The sequence below is a fragment of the Photorhabdus heterorhabditis genome (genome assembly GCF_018448905.1).
Classification (GTDB): Bacteria; Pseudomonadota; Gammaproteobacteria; order Enterobacterales; family Enterobacteriaceae; genus Photorhabdus; species Photorhabdus heterorhabditis.
Genome location: NZ_RCWA01000020.1, coordinates 52,657 through 72,203 on the forward strand (window position 1 = coordinate 52,657; position 19,547 = coordinate 72,203).

General features: G+C 44.4%; 14 protein-coding genes. 8 read left to right on the plus strand and 6 right to left on the minus strand.

What is annotated here, in order from left to right:
- Positions 1-258: 258 nt before the first annotated feature.
- On the minus strand, positions 259-2,457 hold the full coding sequence (gene priA, locus EAE89_RS13630; protein WP_214086054.1) for a primosomal protein N': 2,199 nt from the start codon (positions 2,455-2,457) through the stop codon (positions 259-261).
- A 220-nt stretch (positions 2,458-2,677) separates the two neighbouring features.
- On the opposite strand from priA, the gene rpmE reads away from it, so the two are divergent.
- On the plus strand, positions 2,678-2,893 hold the full coding sequence (gene rpmE / locus EAE89_RS13635; RefSeq protein ID WP_054477645.1) for a 50S ribosomal protein L31: 216 nt from the start codon (positions 2,678-2,680) through the stop codon (positions 2,891-2,893).
- Positions 2,894-3,030: 137 nt separating this feature from the next.
- Here the strand turns inward: rpmE and metJ are convergent, their stop codons facing one another.
- Complete coding sequence (gene metJ / locus EAE89_RS13640) at positions 3,031-3,348, minus strand: met regulon transcriptional regulator MetJ (RefSeq protein ID WP_054477647.1); 318 nt, start codon at positions 3,346-3,348, stop codon at positions 3,031-3,033.
- A gap of 283 nt (positions 3,349-3,631) precedes the next feature.
- On the opposite strand from metJ, the gene metB reads away from it, so the two are divergent.
- The 3 genes from metB (at position 3,632) to metF (ending at position 8,456) form a co-directional block, all read left to right on the plus strand.
- Positions 3,632-4,792, plus strand: a complete 1,161-nt coding sequence (gene metB, locus EAE89_RS13645; protein WP_054477649.1) for a cystathionine gamma-synthase — start codon at positions 3,632-3,634, stop codon at positions 4,790-4,792.
- 2 nt (positions 4,793-4,794) lie between these two features.
- On the plus strand, positions 4,795-7,230 hold the full coding sequence (locus EAE89_RS13650; RefSeq protein ID WP_214086055.1) for a bifunctional aspartate kinase/homoserine dehydrogenase II: 2,436 nt from the start codon (positions 4,795-4,797) through the stop codon (positions 7,228-7,230).
- Between the two features lie 341 nt (positions 7,231-7,571).
- Entirely contained in the window at positions 7,572-8,456 is an 885-nt protein-coding gene (gene metF / locus EAE89_RS13655; protein ID WP_054477653.1) for a methylenetetrahydrofolate reductase, read from the plus strand.
- Positions 8,457-8,890: 434 nt separating this feature from the next.
- On the opposite strand, the gene EAE89_RS13660 is transcribed toward metF, so the two are convergent.
- The 4 genes from EAE89_RS13660 to argE form a co-directional block, all read right to left on the minus strand.
- Positions 8,891-9,475 (minus strand): YolA family protein, encoded by a 585-nt coding sequence (locus EAE89_RS13660; RefSeq protein WP_054477654.1) that lies wholly within the window; start codon positions 9,473-9,475, stop codon positions 8,891-8,893.
- A gap of 307 nt (positions 9,476-9,782) precedes the next feature.
- Positions 9,783-10,364, minus strand: coding sequence for a YolA family protein (locus EAE89_RS13665; RefSeq protein WP_054477656.1), 582 nt, complete (start codon positions 10,362-10,364; stop codon positions 9,783-9,785).
- 311 nt (positions 10,365-10,675) lie between these two features.
- Complete coding sequence (gene ppc / locus EAE89_RS13670; protein WP_054477681.1) at positions 10,676-13,312, minus strand: phosphoenolpyruvate carboxylase; 2,637 nt, start codon at positions 13,310-13,312, stop codon at positions 10,676-10,678.
- A gap of 282 nt (positions 13,313-13,594) precedes the next feature.
- On the minus strand, positions 13,595-14,752 hold the full coding sequence (argE, locus tag EAE89_RS13675; protein WP_054477658.1) for an acetylornithine deacetylase: 1,158 nt from the start codon (positions 14,750-14,752) through the stop codon (positions 13,595-13,597).
- A 103-nt stretch (positions 14,753-14,855) separates the two neighbouring features.
- On the opposite strand from argE, the gene argC reads away from it, so the two are divergent.
- From argC to argH, 4 genes are all read left to right on the plus strand, one after another.
- Positions 14,856-15,860 carry an N-acetyl-gamma-glutamyl-phosphate reductase gene (gene argC, locus EAE89_RS13680; protein ID WP_214086056.1) on the plus strand — a complete coding sequence of 335 codons (1,005 nt, stop codon included), beginning with the start codon at positions 14,856-14,858 and terminating at the stop codon, positions 15,858-15,860.
- 25 nt (positions 15,861-15,885) lie between these two features.
- Positions 15,886-16,659 (plus strand): acetylglutamate kinase, encoded by a 774-nt coding sequence (gene argB / locus EAE89_RS13685; RefSeq protein ID WP_054477662.1) that lies wholly within the window; start codon positions 15,886-15,888, stop codon positions 16,657-16,659.
- Between the two features lie 67 nt (positions 16,660-16,726).
- Positions 16,727-17,941 (plus strand): argininosuccinate synthase, encoded by a 1,215-nt coding sequence (locus EAE89_RS13690; protein ID WP_054477663.1) that lies wholly within the window; start codon positions 16,727-16,729, stop codon positions 17,939-17,941.
- 151 nt (positions 17,942-18,092) lie between these two features.
- The gene (gene argH / locus EAE89_RS13695; protein ID WP_054477665.1) at positions 18,093-19,475 is read left to right on the plus strand and encodes an argininosuccinate lyase; all 1,383 of its coding nucleotides are present in this window, start codon (positions 18,093-18,095) and stop codon (positions 19,473-19,475) included.
- Positions 19,476-19,547: the final 72 nt, after the last annotated feature.

A 19,547-nucleotide genomic window follows, 5' to 3' on the forward strand; every position in this document is an offset into this window, starting at 1 on the left:
ATCATTTATTCGATGTGGCTCGCAAATTAGTAAATAATTTTTCATTGATTGCGTTTATCAAGTGTGATTTTTCCGAGTAGTTAATAGAAGAATGTTTTATTTGATAAACTTATACCTGTTATCTTTCAAGTTGCCTCTTTGTTGGCTGCGTTCACTTACCCCAGTCACATCGTTATCTATGCTCCTGGGGATGCGTTCTCTTGCCGCCGCCCTGCAACTTGAAATCTATTGGGTATATATGCTTAAAAATAAAGGTCATTAACCATCCGTTGGGTCCACATCAATACTCCATTTCACTTTTCGAGTTTGCGGCAACGCGGTTATTTGTGGGTAGACCATTGCCATTATTTTCTGTAGAGAAATTCTAGATGGATGTTGAATGAGTAGCTGCCAGCGATAACGACCGCTTCTTTTTGCCTGTAATGCAGGTACTGGTCCCATGATCCATAAGTTATCCTCGCGCAGAGGATGATTTTCAAAAAGCAAACGTAATTGCTGTAAAAAGGCGGGTGACTGCTGATTATCATGATCTTCTGACCGCAAGATAATATGGCTGGTAAATGGCGGCAAAAATACGTTTTGTCGTTCATCCATAGCTTGGGCAGCGAATGCGTCGTAGCCTTTGTTCAACAGAATTTGCAATAACGGATGATCAGGATGATGGGTCTGGAGAACCACTTCTCCCTGTTTACCTGCCCGACCAGCACGGCCAGATACTTGCGTATAAAGCTGTGCGAAGCGTTCCGCTGCCCGGAAGTCTGCAGAAAATAGGGCGCCATCAACATCCAACAAGGAGACTAGCGTGACGTTAGGGAAATGGTGACCTTTTGCCAGCATTTGTGTGCCGATTAATATACGGGCACCTCCGGCATGAATATCAGTCAATCGTTGCTCCAGTGCTCCTTTACGACTGGTGGTATCTTTGTCAATTCGGGTAATAGGCACACCGGGAAACAGGTCTGAAATACCACTTTCAAGCTGTTCTGTGCCAAGGCCAGCAGGTTGAAGATGGGTAGAGCCGCATTGTGGGCACTGGTGAGGAACTGAGCGTTGGCTGTCACAATGATGGCAACGCAACTGACGATGGTGCTGATGTAGCGTGTAATAATGGTCACAGCGTTGGCATTCTGCAATCCAACCACACTCATGACAAAGTAAGGCCGGTGAATAACCACGGCGGTTGAGGAACAGCATTATCTGGTTGCCCGCTTTTAGATGTTCCTCAATACGCTTTATAAGTGGCTGAGATAACCCGACTCTTATCGGCAAACCTTTTAAATCCAGTAAATGTTGAGTGGCGGGTTGGGCATGACCTGCCCGTTTGGATAATGTTAGCTGGCGGTATTTGCCTTGTTGCACATTATAAAGTGTTTCCAGTGCTGGAGTAGCAGAACCCATGATAACCGGGATATTTTCTTTTTTTGCCCTGAATACTGCTAAATCACGGGCATGGTAACGCCAGCCTTCCTGTTGTTTATAAGAGCTATCGTGTTCTTCATCGATAATGATGACACCCAAACAGGCAAATGGTGTAAATAGGGCTGAGCGTGTACCGATGATAATCGCATTCTCACCGCGTTGTGCTCGCAGCCATACAGCCAGGCGTTCACTGTCATTCAAGGCTGAATGGAGAACGTCAACCGGTGCATTGAAGCGTTTTCTGAAACGGCGGATTGTCTGTGGTGTCAGGCCAATTTCCGGTACAAGGATCAGCGCCTGTTTACCTTGTGCCAGAATATTCTCCAGTACGCTAAGATAAATTTCTGTTTTACCTGAGCCGGTGACTCCAGCCAGTAACCAGGCAGAAAATTGCTGATCCTCTGCGCGGATCGCACCAATTGCTGTGGCCTGTTCTGTATTCAATTTCAGGCGTTCGCCGGTGATTTGAAAATGGTTCCTCCAGTCTTTAGACTCAGGTTGCATAGGATACAAATCGATAAGTGCTTTCTTTTTAAGTGACTGAAGGGCGCTTTCGCTCAATTCCAGTTCTGTAATCTGATGGCGATATATCGTTTTCTGGCGCAGTGTTGCCAGCGCTTGCTGTTGTTTTGGTGAGCGTTTCAGTTGCGCCAGCGGTATTTCAGCACCTGTCGGAGTCACTCGCCATTGCCAGAGCGGAGTTGGTTCAGCAGGTTTTCCCTGACGAAGCAATACCGGCAATGCATGAAACAGGACTTCGCCTAGCGGATAATGGTAATAGTTGGAAGCCCAGAGTAATAATTGCCAAAGATCTGCTGAAAATAAAGGGCGAGTATCGAGAATAGATTCTATTGGTTTCAGTTGTTCTGCTGGAATATCACTACTATCGGTTGTTCCAGTGACGATACCAATCGCTTTACGTTTGCCAAAAGGTACTGTTACCCGCATCCCGGCAACGGGTAATTGGCTGTTTGCGGGTAGTAGATAGTCAAAAGAACGAGTAAGAGGGACCGGCAAAGCAACCTGAACAACAGCCATAAAATTATTCCATAAGATCAATGAGTAAGTCAGAGTATAGTCAAAAATTGACTATAGAGTATCACAGACCATGAACGGATTTCATTGCGAGATAGATGGATATTCTGTATGATCCGCCGCCTTTGGTATGGAAGATGCCAAACTTATTTTATCAACGCGACGTGTGGTGTCTGGCGGCAACAGGGCTGGATAGCGACACGGCCTTAACAGAGGTTATCCCATGAAAAAAGGTATTCATCCTAAATATGAAGCAGTTACTGCAACTTGTTCTTGCGGTAATGTAATGCAAATCAGATCTACCGTTGGTCACTCCCTGAATTTGGACGTATGTGGTCAATGTCACCCATTCTATACTGGTAAACAACGTGATGTTGCTACCGGTGGTCGTGTTGATCGCTTTAACAAACGTTTCAACGTTCCAGGTGTTGGCAAGTAATTGCGGATTTGTGTCTGCTTATAGAGCAGGCCACTGGTACGAACAAACGCCCGGTGCTTTGCATCGGGCGTTTTGCATTTAAAGTGAACATAACAACAAAGCCCCTGAATTTTGCAGCGGGCTTTGTTGTGCCACCATCAATATTCCCAGGTATCGGGATCAATACCCAATTCACGCATGATCTCTTTTGCTGCTTCTGGGATTTCATCGTTACGCTCTTTGCGTAAGTCATTATCATCAGGAAGTGGTTGCCCGGTAAATGCATGCAGGAATGCTTCACACAGCAATTCACTGTTAGTTGCGTGACGCAGGTTATTTACCTGGCGACGGGTACGCTCATCAGTGAGAATCCTCAACACTTTCAAAGGAATTGAAACTGTGATTTTCTTCACTTGTTCACTTTTTTTGCCATGTTCAGCATAAGGGCTGACATATTCACCGTTCCATTCAGCCATGGGGTACCTTAAATAGTCGTATAGTCATAAAATTAAGCCAGATAACAGAGCCAGCTTTCGTTGTGAAATATTGCCATTTTATCGTGATTTCCTTATCAATTATACAGTTATAGTATATTCGATAAACTAATTGCTACTAATAAAAGTATCATAATTATGATGGATAATTATCCCATTGGTTAATCTAACTGCAAAGAAGTTTAGATGTCTAGATGTGTTGACGTCCATTATGGTAGAGGATATTCTTCCTTGACTCAATTTATGGCAGACAGTGGTAACTGATATGACACGCAAACAGGCAACGATAGCAGTTCGCAGTGGGCTGAATAATGATGAGCAATATGGCTGCGTTGTTCCACCTATTTATCTTTCCAGTACTTATAATTTTACTGATTTCAATCAGCCGAGGACACATGATTATTCCCGGAGGAGCAATCCTGGTCGTGATATGGTGCAGAGAGCATTGGCTGAATTGGAGGGAGGGGTAGGTGCTGTAATGACCAGCAGTGGAATGTCAGCGATTCACCTACTATGCACCGTTTTTCTAAAGCCTGGTGATCTGTTGGTTGCTCCTCATGACTGTTATGGCGGTAGTTACCGATTGTTTGACAGTCAGAGTAAACGTGGTGCTTATGAAGTCGCTTTTGTCGATCAGGGGGATGAACAGGCGTTAAAGCGAGTATTGTCCAGAAAGCCAAAGCTGGTATTGATTGAAACGCCGAGTAATCCTTTATTACGTATTGTCGATATTGCCCGTATATGCCAGCTTGCCCATGAAGTAGGTGCGATAGTCATTGCTGATAATACTTTTCTGAGTCCAGTATTACAGAAACCGCTGGAATTAGGAGCGGACTTGGTTGTTCATTCCTGTACTAAATACCTTAACGGACATTCTGATGTTATTGCTGGAGCGATTATTGCTAAGGATGAAGAGATAGCAACAGAACTTGCTTGGTGGGCCAATAATATTGGTGTAACTGGTGCGGCGTTTGATAGTTACCTGTTACTGCGTGGAATACGTACTTTATCGCCACGGGTACTTTTACAGCAAAATAATGCGCTAGAGATTGTGAATTATCTTCAACAGCAACCGTTAGTGAAAAAGCTTTTTTACCCCTCTTTGAAAGATCATCCAGGACATGAAATTGCTTGTAAGCAGCAATCTGGTTTTGGCGCAATGATAAGTTTTGAGTTAGATGGCAGTGAACAGGCGATACGCTGTTTTCTGTCTGAGTTAAAATTATTTACTTTGGCGGAATCATTAGGTGGTGTGGAAACTTTAATTTCCCATACGGCAACGATGACTCATGCTGGAATGTCAGCACAGGCAAGGGCAGAAGCGGGGATTACGGATTCACTATTGCGTGTTTCTGTAGGTATCGAAGATAGTCAGGATTTAATCACTGACTTAGAAAATGCATTTCAGGCAGTAGTAAAGGAGTGACCATGGGTGCACTGGCAGTAGCATGGGCGGAAAATGGCCGCCAATTACATAAGTTTGGTGGCAGCAGTCTCGCGGATGTGAAATGTTATCAACGGGTAGCTAAGATTATGGCTAATTACAGCCAACCTGGTGATTTAATGGTGGTATCCGCGGCAGGCAGCACAACTAACCAGTTAATTAACTGGCTTAAGCTCAGTCAGAACGACCGTATTTCTGCCCATCAGGTACAGCAGGTTCTGCGCCGTTATCAGCAGGATCTTATTAAGGGATTGCTACCTGAAACTGTTGCTGAAGAATTGATGGAGGGTTTTATTGCTGATCTTGAAAGATTGAGTGCATTACTGGATAAGCCGGTTAGTGATGTGACTTATGCCGAAGTTGTTGGTCACGGTGAGATCTGGTCTGCACGTCTGATGTCAGCAGTACTAGAAGCTCAGGGGATTCCTAGCGCTTGGGTAGACGCCCGTCAGTTTTTACGTGCCGAGCGGACAGCTCAGCCACAAATTGATATTGCACTTTCTCAGCCATTGTTGGGTCAGTTGTTAACTCAAAATCCAAATAAACGATTGGTTGTGACGGGTTTTATCTCCAGTAATCATGATGGAGAAACGGTTCTGTTGGGACGTAATGGCAGTGACTACTCTGCAACTCAGGTTGGTGCTTTGGCTGGGGCGAAACGAGTGACTATCTGGAGTGATGTTGCTGGTGTTTACAGTGCTGACCCAAGAAGAGTAAAAGATGCTTGCCTGTTGCCTTTATTGCGTTTGGATGAAGCCAGTGAGCTGGCTCGTCTTGCTGCTCCTGTATTGCATACTCGTACCTTGCAGCCTGTTTCCTCTAGCGATATTGATCTGCTACTGCGTTGCAGCTACCAACCAGAGCAGGGTTCTACCCGTATTGAAAGGGTGCTAGCGACTGGGACTGGGGCAAAAATTGTTACTAGTCATGATGATGTTTGCCTGATTGAGTTGCATGTGGCTGCATATCATGATTTTAAACAGATCCACAAAGATATCGATTTGTTGTTAAAACAGGGACAAATTCGTCCGTTGGCAACAGGTATTCATCCTGACTGTAATCTGATTCAGCTTTGTTACACTGCCGAAGTGGTGAATAGTGCCCTGAATGCTCTGGAAGATGCCGCGTTGCCGGGGAAATTGTCCTTGAGAAAAGGTCTGGCGCTGGTGGCATTGGTTGGTGCAGGTGTATGTAAGAATCCATTGCATTGTCATCGTTTTTATCAACAACTTAAAGATCAGCCAGTAGAATTTATCTGGCATGCAGAGGATGGCATTAGTCTTGTTGCTGTATTGCGAACCAATCAGACTGAGCATGTCATTCAGGGGTTGCACCAGAGTTTGTTCCGTGCTGAAAAGCGGATTGGTCTGATTTTGTTCGGTAAAGGAAATATCGGTTCTCGTTGGTTAGAGCTATTCACCCGTGAGCAGAAAAATATTTCTGCTCGCAGTGATTTTGAATTTATTCTGGCGGGGGTAGTGGATAGCCGCCGAAGTTTGCTTGATTATCAGGGGATTGATGCTAGCCGGGCATTAGCTTTCTTTGATAATGAGGCGATAGAGCATGATGTTGATGAGCTGTTCCTGTGGATGCGAGCGCATCCTTATGATGATTTGGTTATCCTGGATGTGACTGCGAGTGAAGAATTGGCCCGGTGTTACACCGATTTCGCCAGCTATGGTTTCCATGTTATCAGTGCTAATAAAATTGCGGGTTCTTCCAGTAGTAACGATTATCGTCTTATCCGTGATGCATTCGCCAAAACAGGTCGTCACTGGTTTTATAATGCGACAGTGGGGGCTGGCTTGCCGATCAACCATACTGTGAGAGATTTACGAGAAAGTGGCGATACCATTCTGTCGATCAGCGGGATCTTCTCCGGCACATTATCTTGGCTGTTTCTACAATTTGATGGTTCCGCGCCATTTAGTGACTTAGTTGAGCAAGCGTGGCAGCAGGGATTGACAGAGCCTGATCCGCGTATTGATCTGTCTGGCCAAGATGTGATGCGTAAATTAATTATCCTTGCCCGTGAAGCGGGGTATGAGATTGAACCAGAGCAAGTACGTGTTGAGTCACTCGTCCCGAAAGAAGCAGCATCAGGTTCTATTGAGCAATTCTTTGATAACAGTGGTGCTATTAATGAGCAAATGGTACAGCGATTGGCAGCAGCACAGGAAATGGGTATGGTGTTGCGTTATGTTGCTCGTTTTAATGCGAACGGTAAGGCAAAAGTAGGTGTCGAGGCGGTATGTCCTGATAACCCGCTAGCTTCTTTGTTACCGTGTGACAATCTATTTGCGATTGAGAGCCGCTGGTATCGTGATAATCCGCTGGTGATCCGCGGACCGGGCGCTGGTCGTGATGTGACAGCAGGAGCGATTCAATCTGATCTTAACCGTTTGTCGCAGCTGCTTTGAGTTGTAAAACTTTCACTTTAATCTGATGTGATTTCCTTCGCTTGATATTCGAGGAAACGTGAGGAAGGTTGCTCTGAGAAGAGAGTTCTTCCTCATTGTTGTCTTGGACATTTTGATCTGCCAACTCGATGTAAACATAACCAAATATCCATTGATGAATTTTTTTCCGATTCAGGATGAAGATTACTCACTCGCTTAACCCAAATTTTTTGTTGACTAAAAAATGCCAATCATTCATCTTGTTTAGACGTCTAAACGTATAGGTGTTTAGATGTTTAAATAAGAGTGGCTGGCAAATTATAAGATAGAAAATTATTCCGTTTGTTAACGAGGTGCAGGGTATGAGTTTTTTTCACGCTAATCAGCGAGAGGCGCTGAATCAGAATCTGGCTGAACTGGAAGGGCAGATCCGTGTTTCATTTGAATTCTTTCCACCACGTACAGTAGAGATGGAAAAAACCCTGTGGAAATCCATTGGCCGATTGAGCACCCTTAAGCCTAAATTTGTTTCCGTTACTTATGGTGCTAACTCTGGTGAACGTGATCGAACCCATAGCATTATCAAGGGAATAAAAGAAAAAACGGGTCTTGAGGCGGCTCCACACCTTACTTGCATTGATGCCAGCCGTGATGAATTGCGCAAAATAGCCCGTGATTACTGGGATAATGGTATCCGTCATATTGTGGCTTTACGTGGTGATTTACCGGATAACAGTGAAAAACCCAAAATGTATGGGGTTGATCTGGTTGAGTTACTTAAGGAAGAAGCTGATTTTGATATTTCAGTTGCTGCATACCCTGAAGTTCATCCTGAAGCGAAAAGCTCCCAGGCTGATTTGATTAGCCTGAAACGGAAAATTGATGCTGGTGCAAGCCGTGCTATTACTCAATTCTTCTTTGATGTGGAGAGTTACCTGCGTTTTCGTGACCGTTGTGTTGCTGCCGGGATTGATGTGGAAATTGTCCCAGGAATTCTGCCGGTATCTAACTTCCGTCAGCTTCGGCGTTTTGCTGCAATGACCAATGTTCGTATTCCGAGTTGGATGACCAGAATGTTTGATGGGTTAGATGATGATCCTGAGAGTTCTAATCTGGTTGGTGCTTCTATTGCAATGGATATGGTAAAGATTTTAAGCCGTGAAGGTGTGAAAGATTTTCACTTTTATACCTTGAATCGCGCGGAACTGAGTTATGCAATCTGCCATACTTTGGGTGTTCGTCCTTAATCGTTGGCTCTTACTAAGAAAACCTCTTAGTAAGAGCATTTTTTTTGCGGCCTTACTTCGATAAAGGATAAACTTTCATTTGTTTATAGGACAATAAGATTAATATATTTAAATATAATGTGTTTATGTTTCTGATGGTTAGAATTCCTTTCAGAGTTCATCGGAGATCAGTTATTGGTCGCGAATAGTTTTTTCATTAGCGAAATAAAGCGTTATGCCTATCTATTTATAGACAATTACCTTTGGGGTAGGTTCTTATTTGCTTAATAGAGCGTCATTGAATTATCACGGAATACAATGATGAAGAGATGCTAAAGATATTTGAATTTGTCATGCAGAGTCACTGAGGATAAACCATCGGAGTCAATATCTGTGCGTAAAAATGAACAAGGGCGGTTTCCCGGCCCTTGCAGATTTAAGTAGATTTCAGCAGGTTAAAGAATGCTGATCTGTACTGACATGGTATTCTGAGGCCAATTAGCAGAAGTGTTCTGGTATCTGAAGATACCATTCTGGTAACCGTCTAGGACGTATTCCTTAAGGAAGCCAGCCACAATTTGGCCCCCAGCACACGGCCAAGTGTAGTACCCGTTTGTAATGCAAACTGGCGTAGAAGAGTACAGCGAGTATGGCAGCATACCGCCGTTCATCCAAGCAAAGGAATTGTATCCGTAGCCAATTTCCAGAACAGCGGCGCGGAGCTGTTGCCCTCCGTGATTGCAGTTCGTTACCGACAAGTTGGAAGTGTATTCCCATCCGCAATTCGTCGAGCCAACGGCATAGACCCATATATTGGTTAGCGGAGGTGCTGGGATGTAAGCTAGTTCAGACTTAGTGTTGAGTTCTTTCTCTTCAACCCGGACGGGACTCTCAGGGTTAGGCAGCAGAGGTGATTGCGCTGTCAGGGCATTTTGAGTGGCAGGAACCTCCTGCGGTTGCTCTGTTTGGGTTTGGGCATAGGCATTAACGCCAAACAAGGAAGCAAGAGATAACAAAATGGCAAGTTTATTTTTCTTCATGATTTAATCCTCTTAGAAATGGAAGAGCACAATTCTAGGGAAGTGAGCAAAAATCACATTATTAAATTTTATTTATGTAATGAGGGGCGGTCTGCCCTTGGCGCGTCTTTGCTTATCTCATTGCGGAACAGAGCTGGGTAAATTATAAGGAATTATTCTTTAACAAAACTGTGGAATTCTTTCCCTAAGTTCTCATTAAGAGCGAAGCAAACTTTTAGGATTAGGGGAGGAGGGATAGCTAACAACCCATCGGGCTGACAATAAAAAGGGCGGTTTCCCGCCCCAGATTTAAGCTAATTTCAGCAGGTTAAAGAATGTTAATCTGCACGGACATGGTATTCCAAGGCGAATTCGTGGAAGTGTTCTGGTACCTGAAGGTACCATTCTGGTTGCCGTCGAGGTTGTATTCATTAAGGAAGCCAACCACAGTTTGGCCCGCAGTGCACGGCCAAGTGTAATACCCGTTCGTAATACAAACTGTTTGAGAAGAGTACATCTCTGATTTAGACAGTATACCGCCGTTCATCCAGGCAATGGGGTTGACCCCGTAGCCAATTTCCAGAACGGCGGCACGGAGCTGTTGTCCTCCATGATCGCAGGTCGTTGCAAACAAGTTAGACGTGTATTCCCATCCGCAATTCGTTGAGCCAACGGCATAGACCCACATATTGGTTAGCGCAGGTGCGGGAGCGTGAACAGACCCATCCTCGATTTTGAGATTCTGCTCTTCGGCTCGGATGGGACTCTTAGCGTTAGGCAGTAGCTGGGATTGCTCTATTAGGACTTTTTGAGCAGCTGGGATTGCCGGCAGTTGCTCTGTTTGGGCATAGGCATTAACACCAAACAAGGAAGCAAGAGATAGCAAAATGGCAAGTTTATTTTTCTTCATGATTTAATCCTCTTAGAAATGGAAAAATACAATTCTAGGGAAGTGAGAAAAAATCACATCATCAAATTTTATTTATATAATTGGTGAAAATTAATCTGGCGTCATTGCATATTTGCTTGTCCTATTGCGGAAAAAGGGTTGAGTAAATGATAAGGAATTTTTCTTAAATTAGACTTGGCCGGGTGAGAAATAGTTACTTTTTCGTTGTCTATTGAGCACATTTTATATGAGGTTTCCTGGGGAAAAGATATCAGTACTGTGCTCAATAATGTCACTACCGTTGCGCAGAGATTGCCTACTACTGACTGCTACTAACCTGTATTGCGCATTCCTGCGGCGATACCAGCAATGGTTACCATCAACGCCTGTTCGACCCGTGGATCAGGATATTGTTGTTGACGAGAACGTAGTAATAGTTCTGCCTGTAGGACGTTTAATGGATCGGTATAAACATTACGCAGAGCGATTGATTCTGCAATCCACGGTAAATCTGCCATCAGGTGTTCATCCTTGGAAATAGTTAATACCGTCTTAATATCTGCAGAAAGTTGCTCGCGCAGCCTCTGGCCTAACGGCCATAAGCTCTTATCTACCAAACGATGATCGTAATATTCCGTCAACCATAAATCAGCTTTGGCGAAGACCATTTCTAGCATACCAATGCGAGTGGTAAAGAAAGGCCAATCATGGCTCATTTCTGCCAGTACATCCTGTTTACCATCATTCACCACTTTTTGTAGTGCAGCGCCCGCACCTAACCAGGCTGGTAACATCAAGCGGTTCTGTGTCCAAGCGAAAATCCACGGGATAGCGCGCAGACTTTCTACCCCCCCTGTCGGACGGCGTTTGGCAGGGCGGGAACCCAAAGGCAGTTTAGCTAATTCCTGTTCTGGTGTTGCTGCGCGGAAATAAGGCACAAAATCGGGCTGTTCACGCACATAATCACGATACATGTGGCAAGAAACATCAGACAGAGTATCCATCACTTGATGCCATTCCGGTTTAGGCTCTGGTGGAGGCAGCAGGTTTGCTTCCAGAATGGCACTGGCATACAACGCTAAGCTGCTGATAGTGACCTGTGGCAGACCGAATTTAAAACGGATCATTTCACCTTGTTCGGTTACACGTAGGCCACCTTTCAGGCTTCCCGGTGGTTGGGAAAGCAGCGCTGCATGTGCGGGTGCACCGCCACGGCCAATAGTACCGCCGCGACCGTGAAACAAAGTCAGCGTGATGCCCTCTTTTTCACAGGCTTTGATTAGTGCATCTTGTGCTCGGTATTGCGCCCATCCCGCTGCCATCACTCCCGCATCTTTTGCCGAGTCAGAATAGCCAATCATTACCATCTGCTTGTCCTGAATCAGTGAGCGATACCATTGAATATTCATCAATTGTTGAATGACATTCTCGGCGTTGTTCAGGTCATCAAGGGTTTCAAACAGAGGGGCAACTGGCAAGGTGAACGGACAACCGGCTTCTTTTAGCAGTAGGTGAACCGCTAATACATCAGAAGGCACTTTAGCCATTGAGATAACGTAAGCCGCGATGGCATCTTGAGGGGATTCCGCAATGACTTTACAAGTTGCTAAAACTTCTTGAGTTTCAGCGCTTGGTTGCCAGTTATGTGGAAGCAGTGGACGTTTGGAATGCAGCTCACGCAGCAGGAAAGCCTGTTTCTCTTCTTCTGACCAACTGGTGTAGTCACCTAGCTCCAAATATTGTGTCAATTCAGAAATGGCGGTTGTATGGCGGGTGCTTTCTTGACGGACATCAATGCGTACCAGAGATAGGCCAAAACAACGGATGCGGCGTAAGATATCTAATAATTGACCATTGGCAATGATTTCCATCCCACAGGTTCTTAATGACTGATAACAGGCGTAAAGTGGTTGCCAGAGCTGCTCATTATCCACCAGCAAATCAGTTGGCGGCAGAACTTGCTCTCCTTTCAGCTGTTTCTCTAAATAGGTTAGCGTATTGCTGAGTTGTGTCCGTAGTTCTTTAGCGATTTCTCGATAAGGTTCCAGAACTTCATCACCACCTGCCAGTTTACGAACTTCTGGTGTACATTCGGACATGGATAGTTCAGAAACCAGAACCTGAATATCTTTCAAGAATAGATCGGCTGCTTTCCAGCGGCTAAGTAGTAACACATGGCGAGTCACTTCAGCCGTTACGTTTGGATTACCGTCTCGGTCGCCGCCCATCCAGGAAGTAAAGCGGATAGGTACCGCTTCGACCGGTAGGCTGTAATTGATTGACTCTTCCAGTTGTTCGTTGAATTCGCGTAAGAATGCTGGCACACCCTCCCACAAACTGTTTTCCACCATAGCGAAGCCCCATTTAGCTTCATCAATTGGAGTAGGGCGGATTTTACGGATTTCATCGGTATGCCATGACTGAGCAACTAACTGGCGCAGGCGGCGCATAATGTTATTACGTTCATAATCCGCCAGATCATCGTGGTCTAATTGTGACAGACAGGTGTTAACTGCTACCAGTTTATGGATCAATGTACGACGTGCGATTTCAGTTGGGTGAGCGGTGAGAACTAGTTCAATAGACAGTTCATTTACCGCTTTTTTCAGGTCGTCGTTATTGAAATTTTTTTCTTTTAACTGGGTGAATAATTTCGCTAATGCAACAGGGTTGCTGGCAGCTTCACCGTGTGGGGAGATGCTGTGATACTGTTCTGCGACGTTTGTCAGGTTAAGAAATTGGTTGAAGGCGCGGGCAACTGGCAACAGTTCATCATTAGATAGGTTTTGCAATGTAGATAATAGTTGCTGGCGGTGTTCTTCATTGCCGGCGCGGGATGATTTGGATAATTTGCGGATAGTCTCGACTTTGTCGAGAATATCTTCCCCTAACGCTTCTTTGATCGTGTCTCCGAGCAGCTTACCTAGCATGCTGACATTACTGCGCATTGCGGAATATTGTTGGTTCATATGAATCTTGGCCTTTATTGCTGGCAGAATGTTGATTCTGTTCCTGTAGAAAAATTTTGGTAAAGTGGCGGAAAATTGTTTTTGTAACGCCACAGTTTTGCACTTACCCTAAGCATGATATTCATATCAGAAAATAATCAGTTTGGGAGAAATTTCTAAAATTTAATGACCGGTTATGTTCTATAAGTATTACTTATGTGCCAGAAAGCTTAGGAAACGTGCTTTTGTTGCTTGCTATAATGTTTGAGTCCTCCTGATTTTTAGGGGGACTCGTTGAAACAACTAATTATTGTTCAGGCAAAAATGATCGACTAATTGAGAAATTATCTTTCTGGTAGGTTCAATGAATGATATATCAATAAACTCGTCTGGCTGGTGTGCCTGTTCAATAGAACCTGGGCCAAGGACTAAAGTTGGACATAATTCCTGAATGAATGGCGCTTCGGTACAATAGTTCACTGTTTCAGCTCTACGGCCTAGCAGTTTTTCTATTACATCAACCATCTTGTGGTCTGTTGGGCATTCATAACCAGGAATGGGGGGATGTAATTCATTGATAGTCAGACGACCAGGCCACCGTTGTTTCACTGGTTCCAAGGCTTCATTTAACAGCCCATTCAAATCTTGTAACGTCAGCCCTGGCAACGGGCGAATATCCATATGCAATTCACAATGTGCACAAATACGGTTCACCGCGTCACCGCCATGAATATAGCCGAAGTTCATTGTCGGGTATGGAATGGCAAACGCTGGATTGTTGTAACGCTCTTTGAGCATATTGCGTAACTCAATTAGATGACCAATAGATTCATGCATCAAATCAATGGCGTTTATCCCACGGGCTGGATCACTAGAGTGTCCTGATTGGCCGATAATGCGGATAGCGTTCGATAAATGTCCTTTGTGTGCACAGATAGGTTGCAATGAAGTCGGTTCACCGATGATAGCGAAATCTGGTCGGATAGTTGCACTGGCTGCAAAATAACGAGCACCAGCCATTGTTGTTTCTTCATCTGCGGTAGCCAGAATGTACAGTGGACGGGTCATCTTACTGACATCAATATCCCGCAAAACATCAATGATAAAAGCGAAAAAGCCTTTCATATCTGCCGTACCCAACCCGTACAGTTTGTTATCGCGTTCTGTTAGGGTGAAAGGATCTTTAGTCCAAAGTCCTTCGTCAAAAGGTACGGTATCAGTGTGTCCACACAGCAGCAACCCACCTGGGCCACTTCCCAGAGTCGCCAGTAAATTATATTTTCCGTAGATTTCGGGTACGGGCTGTATCTCAATCTCGAAACCAATTTCCTTTAACCAGCTTGCCAAGAGGTTGATTAAAGGCTCGTTACTTTGGTCAATGCTGGCATCGTTAGCACTGATAGATGGAGTTGCGATTATCTGCCGAAATATCTCAATAAATGAAGGTAATTTAATGTTCACTGTTGACAGCCTTTATTCATGATAGTATCAATATTCATGCATTTTTTTTGAATAAAAATACATTTATCCCGTTTAAATACTGAGCACAAGGTAAAGATATCTTATGTTGAATACGCTGGTTGTTGGTGCAAGTGGTTATACCGGAGCAGAACTGGCAGCATATCTGCATCGTCACCCGTATACAAATCTGATTGGACTGATGGTTTCTGCCCAAAGTGTTGATGCTGATAAATGCTTCTCAGATTTACATCCACAGTATAAAGGCATCATTGATCTGCCATTGCAACCACTTACTGACGTCACTGATGCTGCTAAAGGCGTTGATGTGGTGTTCCTTGCCACCGCCCATGAGGTCAGTCATGACATTGTGCCAGCGTTTCTGGCAGCTGGTTGCATAGTGTTCGATCTTTCTGGTGCCTATCGCGTACAAAATACTCAGATTTATCAACAATACTATGGATTCAAACATAAATATATTCAATGGTTAGAACAAGCTGCATATGGACTTGCTGAATGGCAGGATGAAAAAGTCAAACAGGCCCAGTTGATTGCCGTTCCGGGGTGTTATCCAACAGTTTCTCAACTCTCCCTGAAGCCACTACTGGAAAATGGCTTGTTAGATACTAACCACTGGCCGGTGATTAATGCCATCAGTGGCGTGAGTGGGGCAGGGCGGAAAGCTACCATGACTAACAGTTTTTGTGAGGTCAGCTTGCAACCTTATGGGATATTTACTCATCGTCATCAACCAGAGATTGAGGAACATCTGGGTACCAGAGTAATTTTCACTCCACATCTTGGGAATTTCGTGCGGGGTATTCTTGCCACAATTACCTGTAAATTGAAGCCAGGTGTTACTTCAGGGCAGATTAATGAGGCTTATCAGCAGGCATATAAAGATAAGCCATTAGTGCGGCTCTACAGCAAAGGGGTACCGGCGCTGAAATCGGTGGTTGGATTGCCATTCTGTGATATTGGTTTTGTTGTACAGGGTGATCACCTGGTTATTGTGGGTACTGAGGATAATCTCTTGAAAGGTGCATCAGCTCAGGCGATTCAGTGTATGAATATACGTTTTGGGTTTGAAGAAACTCAGGCATTACTTTAATTATTGGCGTGAGGGAGTAGAGCAGATGGAACCTTTAGTCATAAAGTTAGGTGGCGTGTTACTGGATAATGAAGAAGCACTAGAACGTGTATTTACTGCATTACAGGAGTATCGGAAAACACACAAACGTCAGTTGGTTATTGTTCATGGTGGTGGTTATCTGGTAGATGAAATGATGCAGAAGTTGCAACTGCCCGTGGTGAAAGAGCTAGGATTGCGGGTGACACCATCTGATCAAATTGGGATTATCACTGGAGCACTGGCAGGTACAGCCAATAAAACTCTGCTGTCGTGGGCGACTAAATATCAGTTGGCATCAGTTGGATTATATTTAGGCGATGGTAATGTAGTCACAGTTTCCCAACTGAGTGAAGAGCTAGGGCATGTAGGAAAAGCGATGCCAGGTGATGCTAACTTGCTGAAAATTTTGCTGGATGCTGGCTATATGCCGATTATCAGTTCGATTGGTGTGACTGATAAAGGGGAACTGATGAATGTGAATGCGGATCAAGCAGCGACGGCGATAGCTCAAACGTTGTCTGCTGATCTGGTACTGCTGTCTGATGTTAGTGGGATTCTGGATGGTAAAGGGCAGAAGATATCTGACATGAATGCTCAAAAAGCAGAGCAACTTATTATACAAGGCATCATTACTAACGGCATGATTGTGAAGGTGAATGCAGCTCTAGATGCAGCTAGGACATTAGGTCGCCCAGTAGATATCGCCAGTTGGCGTCATGCGGACCAACTGACTGCTTTATTTAACGGTATTCCCGTCGGTACTCGTATTCTGGCTTAAATCAGTTTGATTAATTTTCGGCAAGGTTTTGCTGATGAACAACAACGGAATTTCAAAGGGTAACTTCATGCATACTAAAGACATTAAGAAAATAGTTCTCGCATATTCTGGTGGTTTGGATACTTCTGCCATTATTCCTTGGTTGAAAGAACATTATGACAACTGTGAAGTTGTCGCTTTTGTCGCAGATGTAGGCCAAAGCCGTGAAGACTTGGAGGGGGTGGAGCAGAAAGCTCTGCGCTCTGGTGCATCGGCCTGTCACGTTGTCGATCTACGTGAAGCGTTCATCAAAGATTATGTTTATCCGGTACTGAAAACTGGTGCGTTGTATGAAGGTAGCTATTTACTGGGAACTTCAATGGCGCGGCCAATTATTGCTAAAGCACAGGTTGAACTAGCGCTGCAAGTGGGAGCAGATGCACTGGCTCATGGTGCAACAGGTAAGGGCAACGATCAAGTTCGATTTGAAAGTACTTATACTGCATTAGCTCCCCAGTTGAAAGTGGTAGCACCTTGGAGAGAGTGGGATTTACGTTCTCGTGAAGCATTGTTGGATTATTTGAAAGAGCGGGATATTCCGACTACAGCAACATTAGAGAAGATCTACAGTCGTGATGAGAATGCATGGCATATTTCTACAGAAGGTGGAGTATTGGAAAGTACCTGGAATGCATCTAATAAAGATTGCTGGGTATGGACGGTAGAGCCAGAAGAAGCACCAAATGAAGCTGAGCTGGTAAACGTCACTATTGAGAAAGGCGAAGTGGTTGGGGTTAATGGTAAGGAACTGTCTCCATATCAATGCCTTGAGGAGTTGAATATTTTAGGTGCAAAACATGGTATCGGTCGGATCGATATCGTGGAAAATCGCTTGGTAGGTATGAAATCCCGTGGCTGTTATGAAACTCCAGGAGGAACTATCATGATGGCTGCGTTGCGTGGTGTCGAACAATTGGTTTTGGACCGTGATAGTTTTAAATGGCGTCAACAACTTGGATTGGAAATGTCTTATGTCGTTTATGACGGACGTTGGTTTGCACCGTTGCGTCAGTCTATTCAAGCAGCTGCTGAAGTTTTGGCAACAGATGTTAGCGGTGAAGTGGTACTGAAACTCTATAAAGGTCAGGTGACAGCTATCCAGAAGAAATCAGCAAACAGCCTTTATTCTGAAGAATTTGCAACGTTTGGTGAAGATGAAGTCTATGATCACAGCCATGCAGAAGGGTTTATTCGTCTGTATTCTCTCCCTTCACGTATTAGGGCATTAAATAGTAAGAAGTAAGTTCATCGTCCATGGTAACGGGAATAATGGCCAGATTGTGAATCCATCCTTGGGTTGACTCTTCTGGCCTATTATTTCCACTTTGTGAATGAAATTGCGGTTTATAAAAAGGCAATAATCACTCAGACATCAGATAATCAGGAACGAAAATATGGCACTTTGGGGTGGACGTTTCAGTCAGGAAGCAGATCAACAGTTCAAACAGTTTAACGATTCATTACGTTTTGATTACCGGCTGGTAGAACAGGATATTACGGGGTCAGTTGCATGGTCAAAAGCGTTGGTAACGGTTGATGTACTGACGGCTGAGGAACAACAAAAACTGGAACTGGCATTAAATGAGCTACTAAACGAAGTGCAAGCTAATCCACGAGCTATCTTGCAAAGTAATGCAGAAGATATTCATAGTTGGGTGGAAGAGCAGTTGATCAGCAAAGTCGGTGATTTGGGTAAAAAGCTCCATACTGGCCGTAGCCGTAATGATCAGGTGGCGACAGATTTAAAACTTTGGTGTAAAAAGCAAATTACGCATATTCATCATGCAATTGTGGAATTACAGCAGGCATTGGTTATTACCGCAGAGAATAATCAAGATGCGGTGATGCCAGGCTATACTCATCTGCAAAGAGCACAGCCTGTCACATTTGCTCACTGGTGCCTAGCTTATACAGAAATGTTGGCTCGTGATGAAAGCCGATTACAGGATGCGTTAAAACGACTGGATATTAGCCCGCTTGGATGTGGAGCGTTGGCAGGAACTGCTTATGATATTGACCGCGAACAACTTGCATCGTGGTTGGGTTTTGCTTCTGCGACCCGTAACAGCCTGGATAGTGTTTCAGATCGTGACCATGTATTGGAATTGTTATCTGATGCTAGCATCAGCATGATCCACCTCTCTCGTTTCGCTGAAGACCTCATTTTCTTTAACAGTGGCGAAGCAGGGTTTATTGAACTGTCCGATCGGGTGACTTCCGGTTCTTCTCTGATGCCCCAGAAGAAAAACCCAGATGCATTGGAGTTAATTCGTGGGAAATGTGGCCGGGTCCAAGGTGCATTGACTGGTATGATGATGACTTTGAAGGGCTTACCACTTGCCTATAATAAAGATATGCAGGAGGACAAAGAGGGGTTGTTCGATGCGTTAGACACTTGGTTGGGTTGCTTGCATATGGCTGCGCTGGTGTTGGATGGCATACAGGTGAGGCGTTCACGTTGTGAAGAAGCAGCTAAACAAGGCTATGCCAACGCAACCGAACTGGCTGATTATTTGGTCGTAAAAGGTGTTCCATTCCGTGAAGCCCACCATATTGTCGGGGAAATCGTGGTTATGGCGCTTGCTCAAGGGGAAGCACTGGAAGCGTTGTCATTAGTAGAGTTGCAGAAATTCAGCCGTACAATTACTGAAGATGTATACGATATTTTGTCTCTGCAATCTTGTCTGGATAAGCGCCTTGCAAAAGGTGGCGTATCACGAAGACAGGTCATGAAAGCGATTTCAGATGCTAAACAGAGGTTGAAACTAGATCAGTAATAGCCAGCAGGGGGTATGAATATATCTCCTGTAAAAATAAATAAGATCTTTACATATAAGTTTTTAAGGATT

Excerpts from the sequence above, each read along its gene's own strand:
- priA (WP_214086054.1), bottom strand. The coding sequence starts at position 2,457 with ATGGCTGTTGTTCAGGTTGCTTTGCCGGTCCCTCTTACTCGTTCTTTT.
- metJ (WP_054477647.1), bottom strand. The coding sequence starts at position 3,348 with ATGGCTGAATGGAACGGTGAATATGTCAGCCCTTATGCTGAACATGGC.
- metB (WP_054477649.1), top strand. The coding sequence starts at position 3,632 with ATGACACGCAAACAGGCAACGATAGCAGTTCGCAGTGGGCTGAATAAT.
- EAE89_RS13650 (WP_214086055.1), top strand. The coding sequence starts at position 4,795 with ATGGGTGCACTGGCAGTAGCATGGGCGGAAAATGGCCGCCAATTACAT.
- EAE89_RS13690 (WP_054477663.1), top strand. The coding sequence starts at position 16,727 with ATGCATACTAAAGACATTAAGAAAATAGTTCTCGCATATTCTGGTGGT.
- argH (WP_054477665.1), top strand. The coding sequence starts at position 18,093 with ATGGCACTTTGGGGTGGACGTTTCAGTCAGGAAGCAGATCAACAGTTC.
- argC (WP_214086056.1), top strand. The coding sequence starts at position 14,856 with ATGTTGAATACGCTGGTTGTTGGTGCAAGTGGTTATACCGGAGCAGAA.
- ppc (WP_054477681.1), bottom strand. The coding sequence starts at position 13,312 with ATGAACCAACAATATTCCGCAATGCGCAGTAATGTCAGCATGCTAGGT.
- metF (WP_054477653.1), top strand. The coding sequence starts at position 7,572 with ATGAGTTTTTTTCACGCTAATCAGCGAGAGGCGCTGAATCAGAATCTG.
- EAE89_RS13665 (WP_054477656.1), bottom strand. The coding sequence starts at position 10,364 with ATGAAGAAAAATAAACTTGCCATTTTGCTATCTCTTGCTTCCTTGTTT.
- rpmE (WP_054477645.1), top strand. The coding sequence starts at position 2,678 with ATGAAAAAAGGTATTCATCCTAAATATGAAGCAGTTACTGCAACTTGT.
- EAE89_RS13660 (WP_054477654.1), bottom strand. The coding sequence starts at position 9,475 with ATGAAGAAAAATAAACTTGCCATTTTGTTATCTCTTGCTTCCTTGTTT.
- argB (WP_054477662.1), top strand. The coding sequence starts at position 15,886 with ATGGAACCTTTAGTCATAAAGTTAGGTGGCGTGTTACTGGATAATGAA.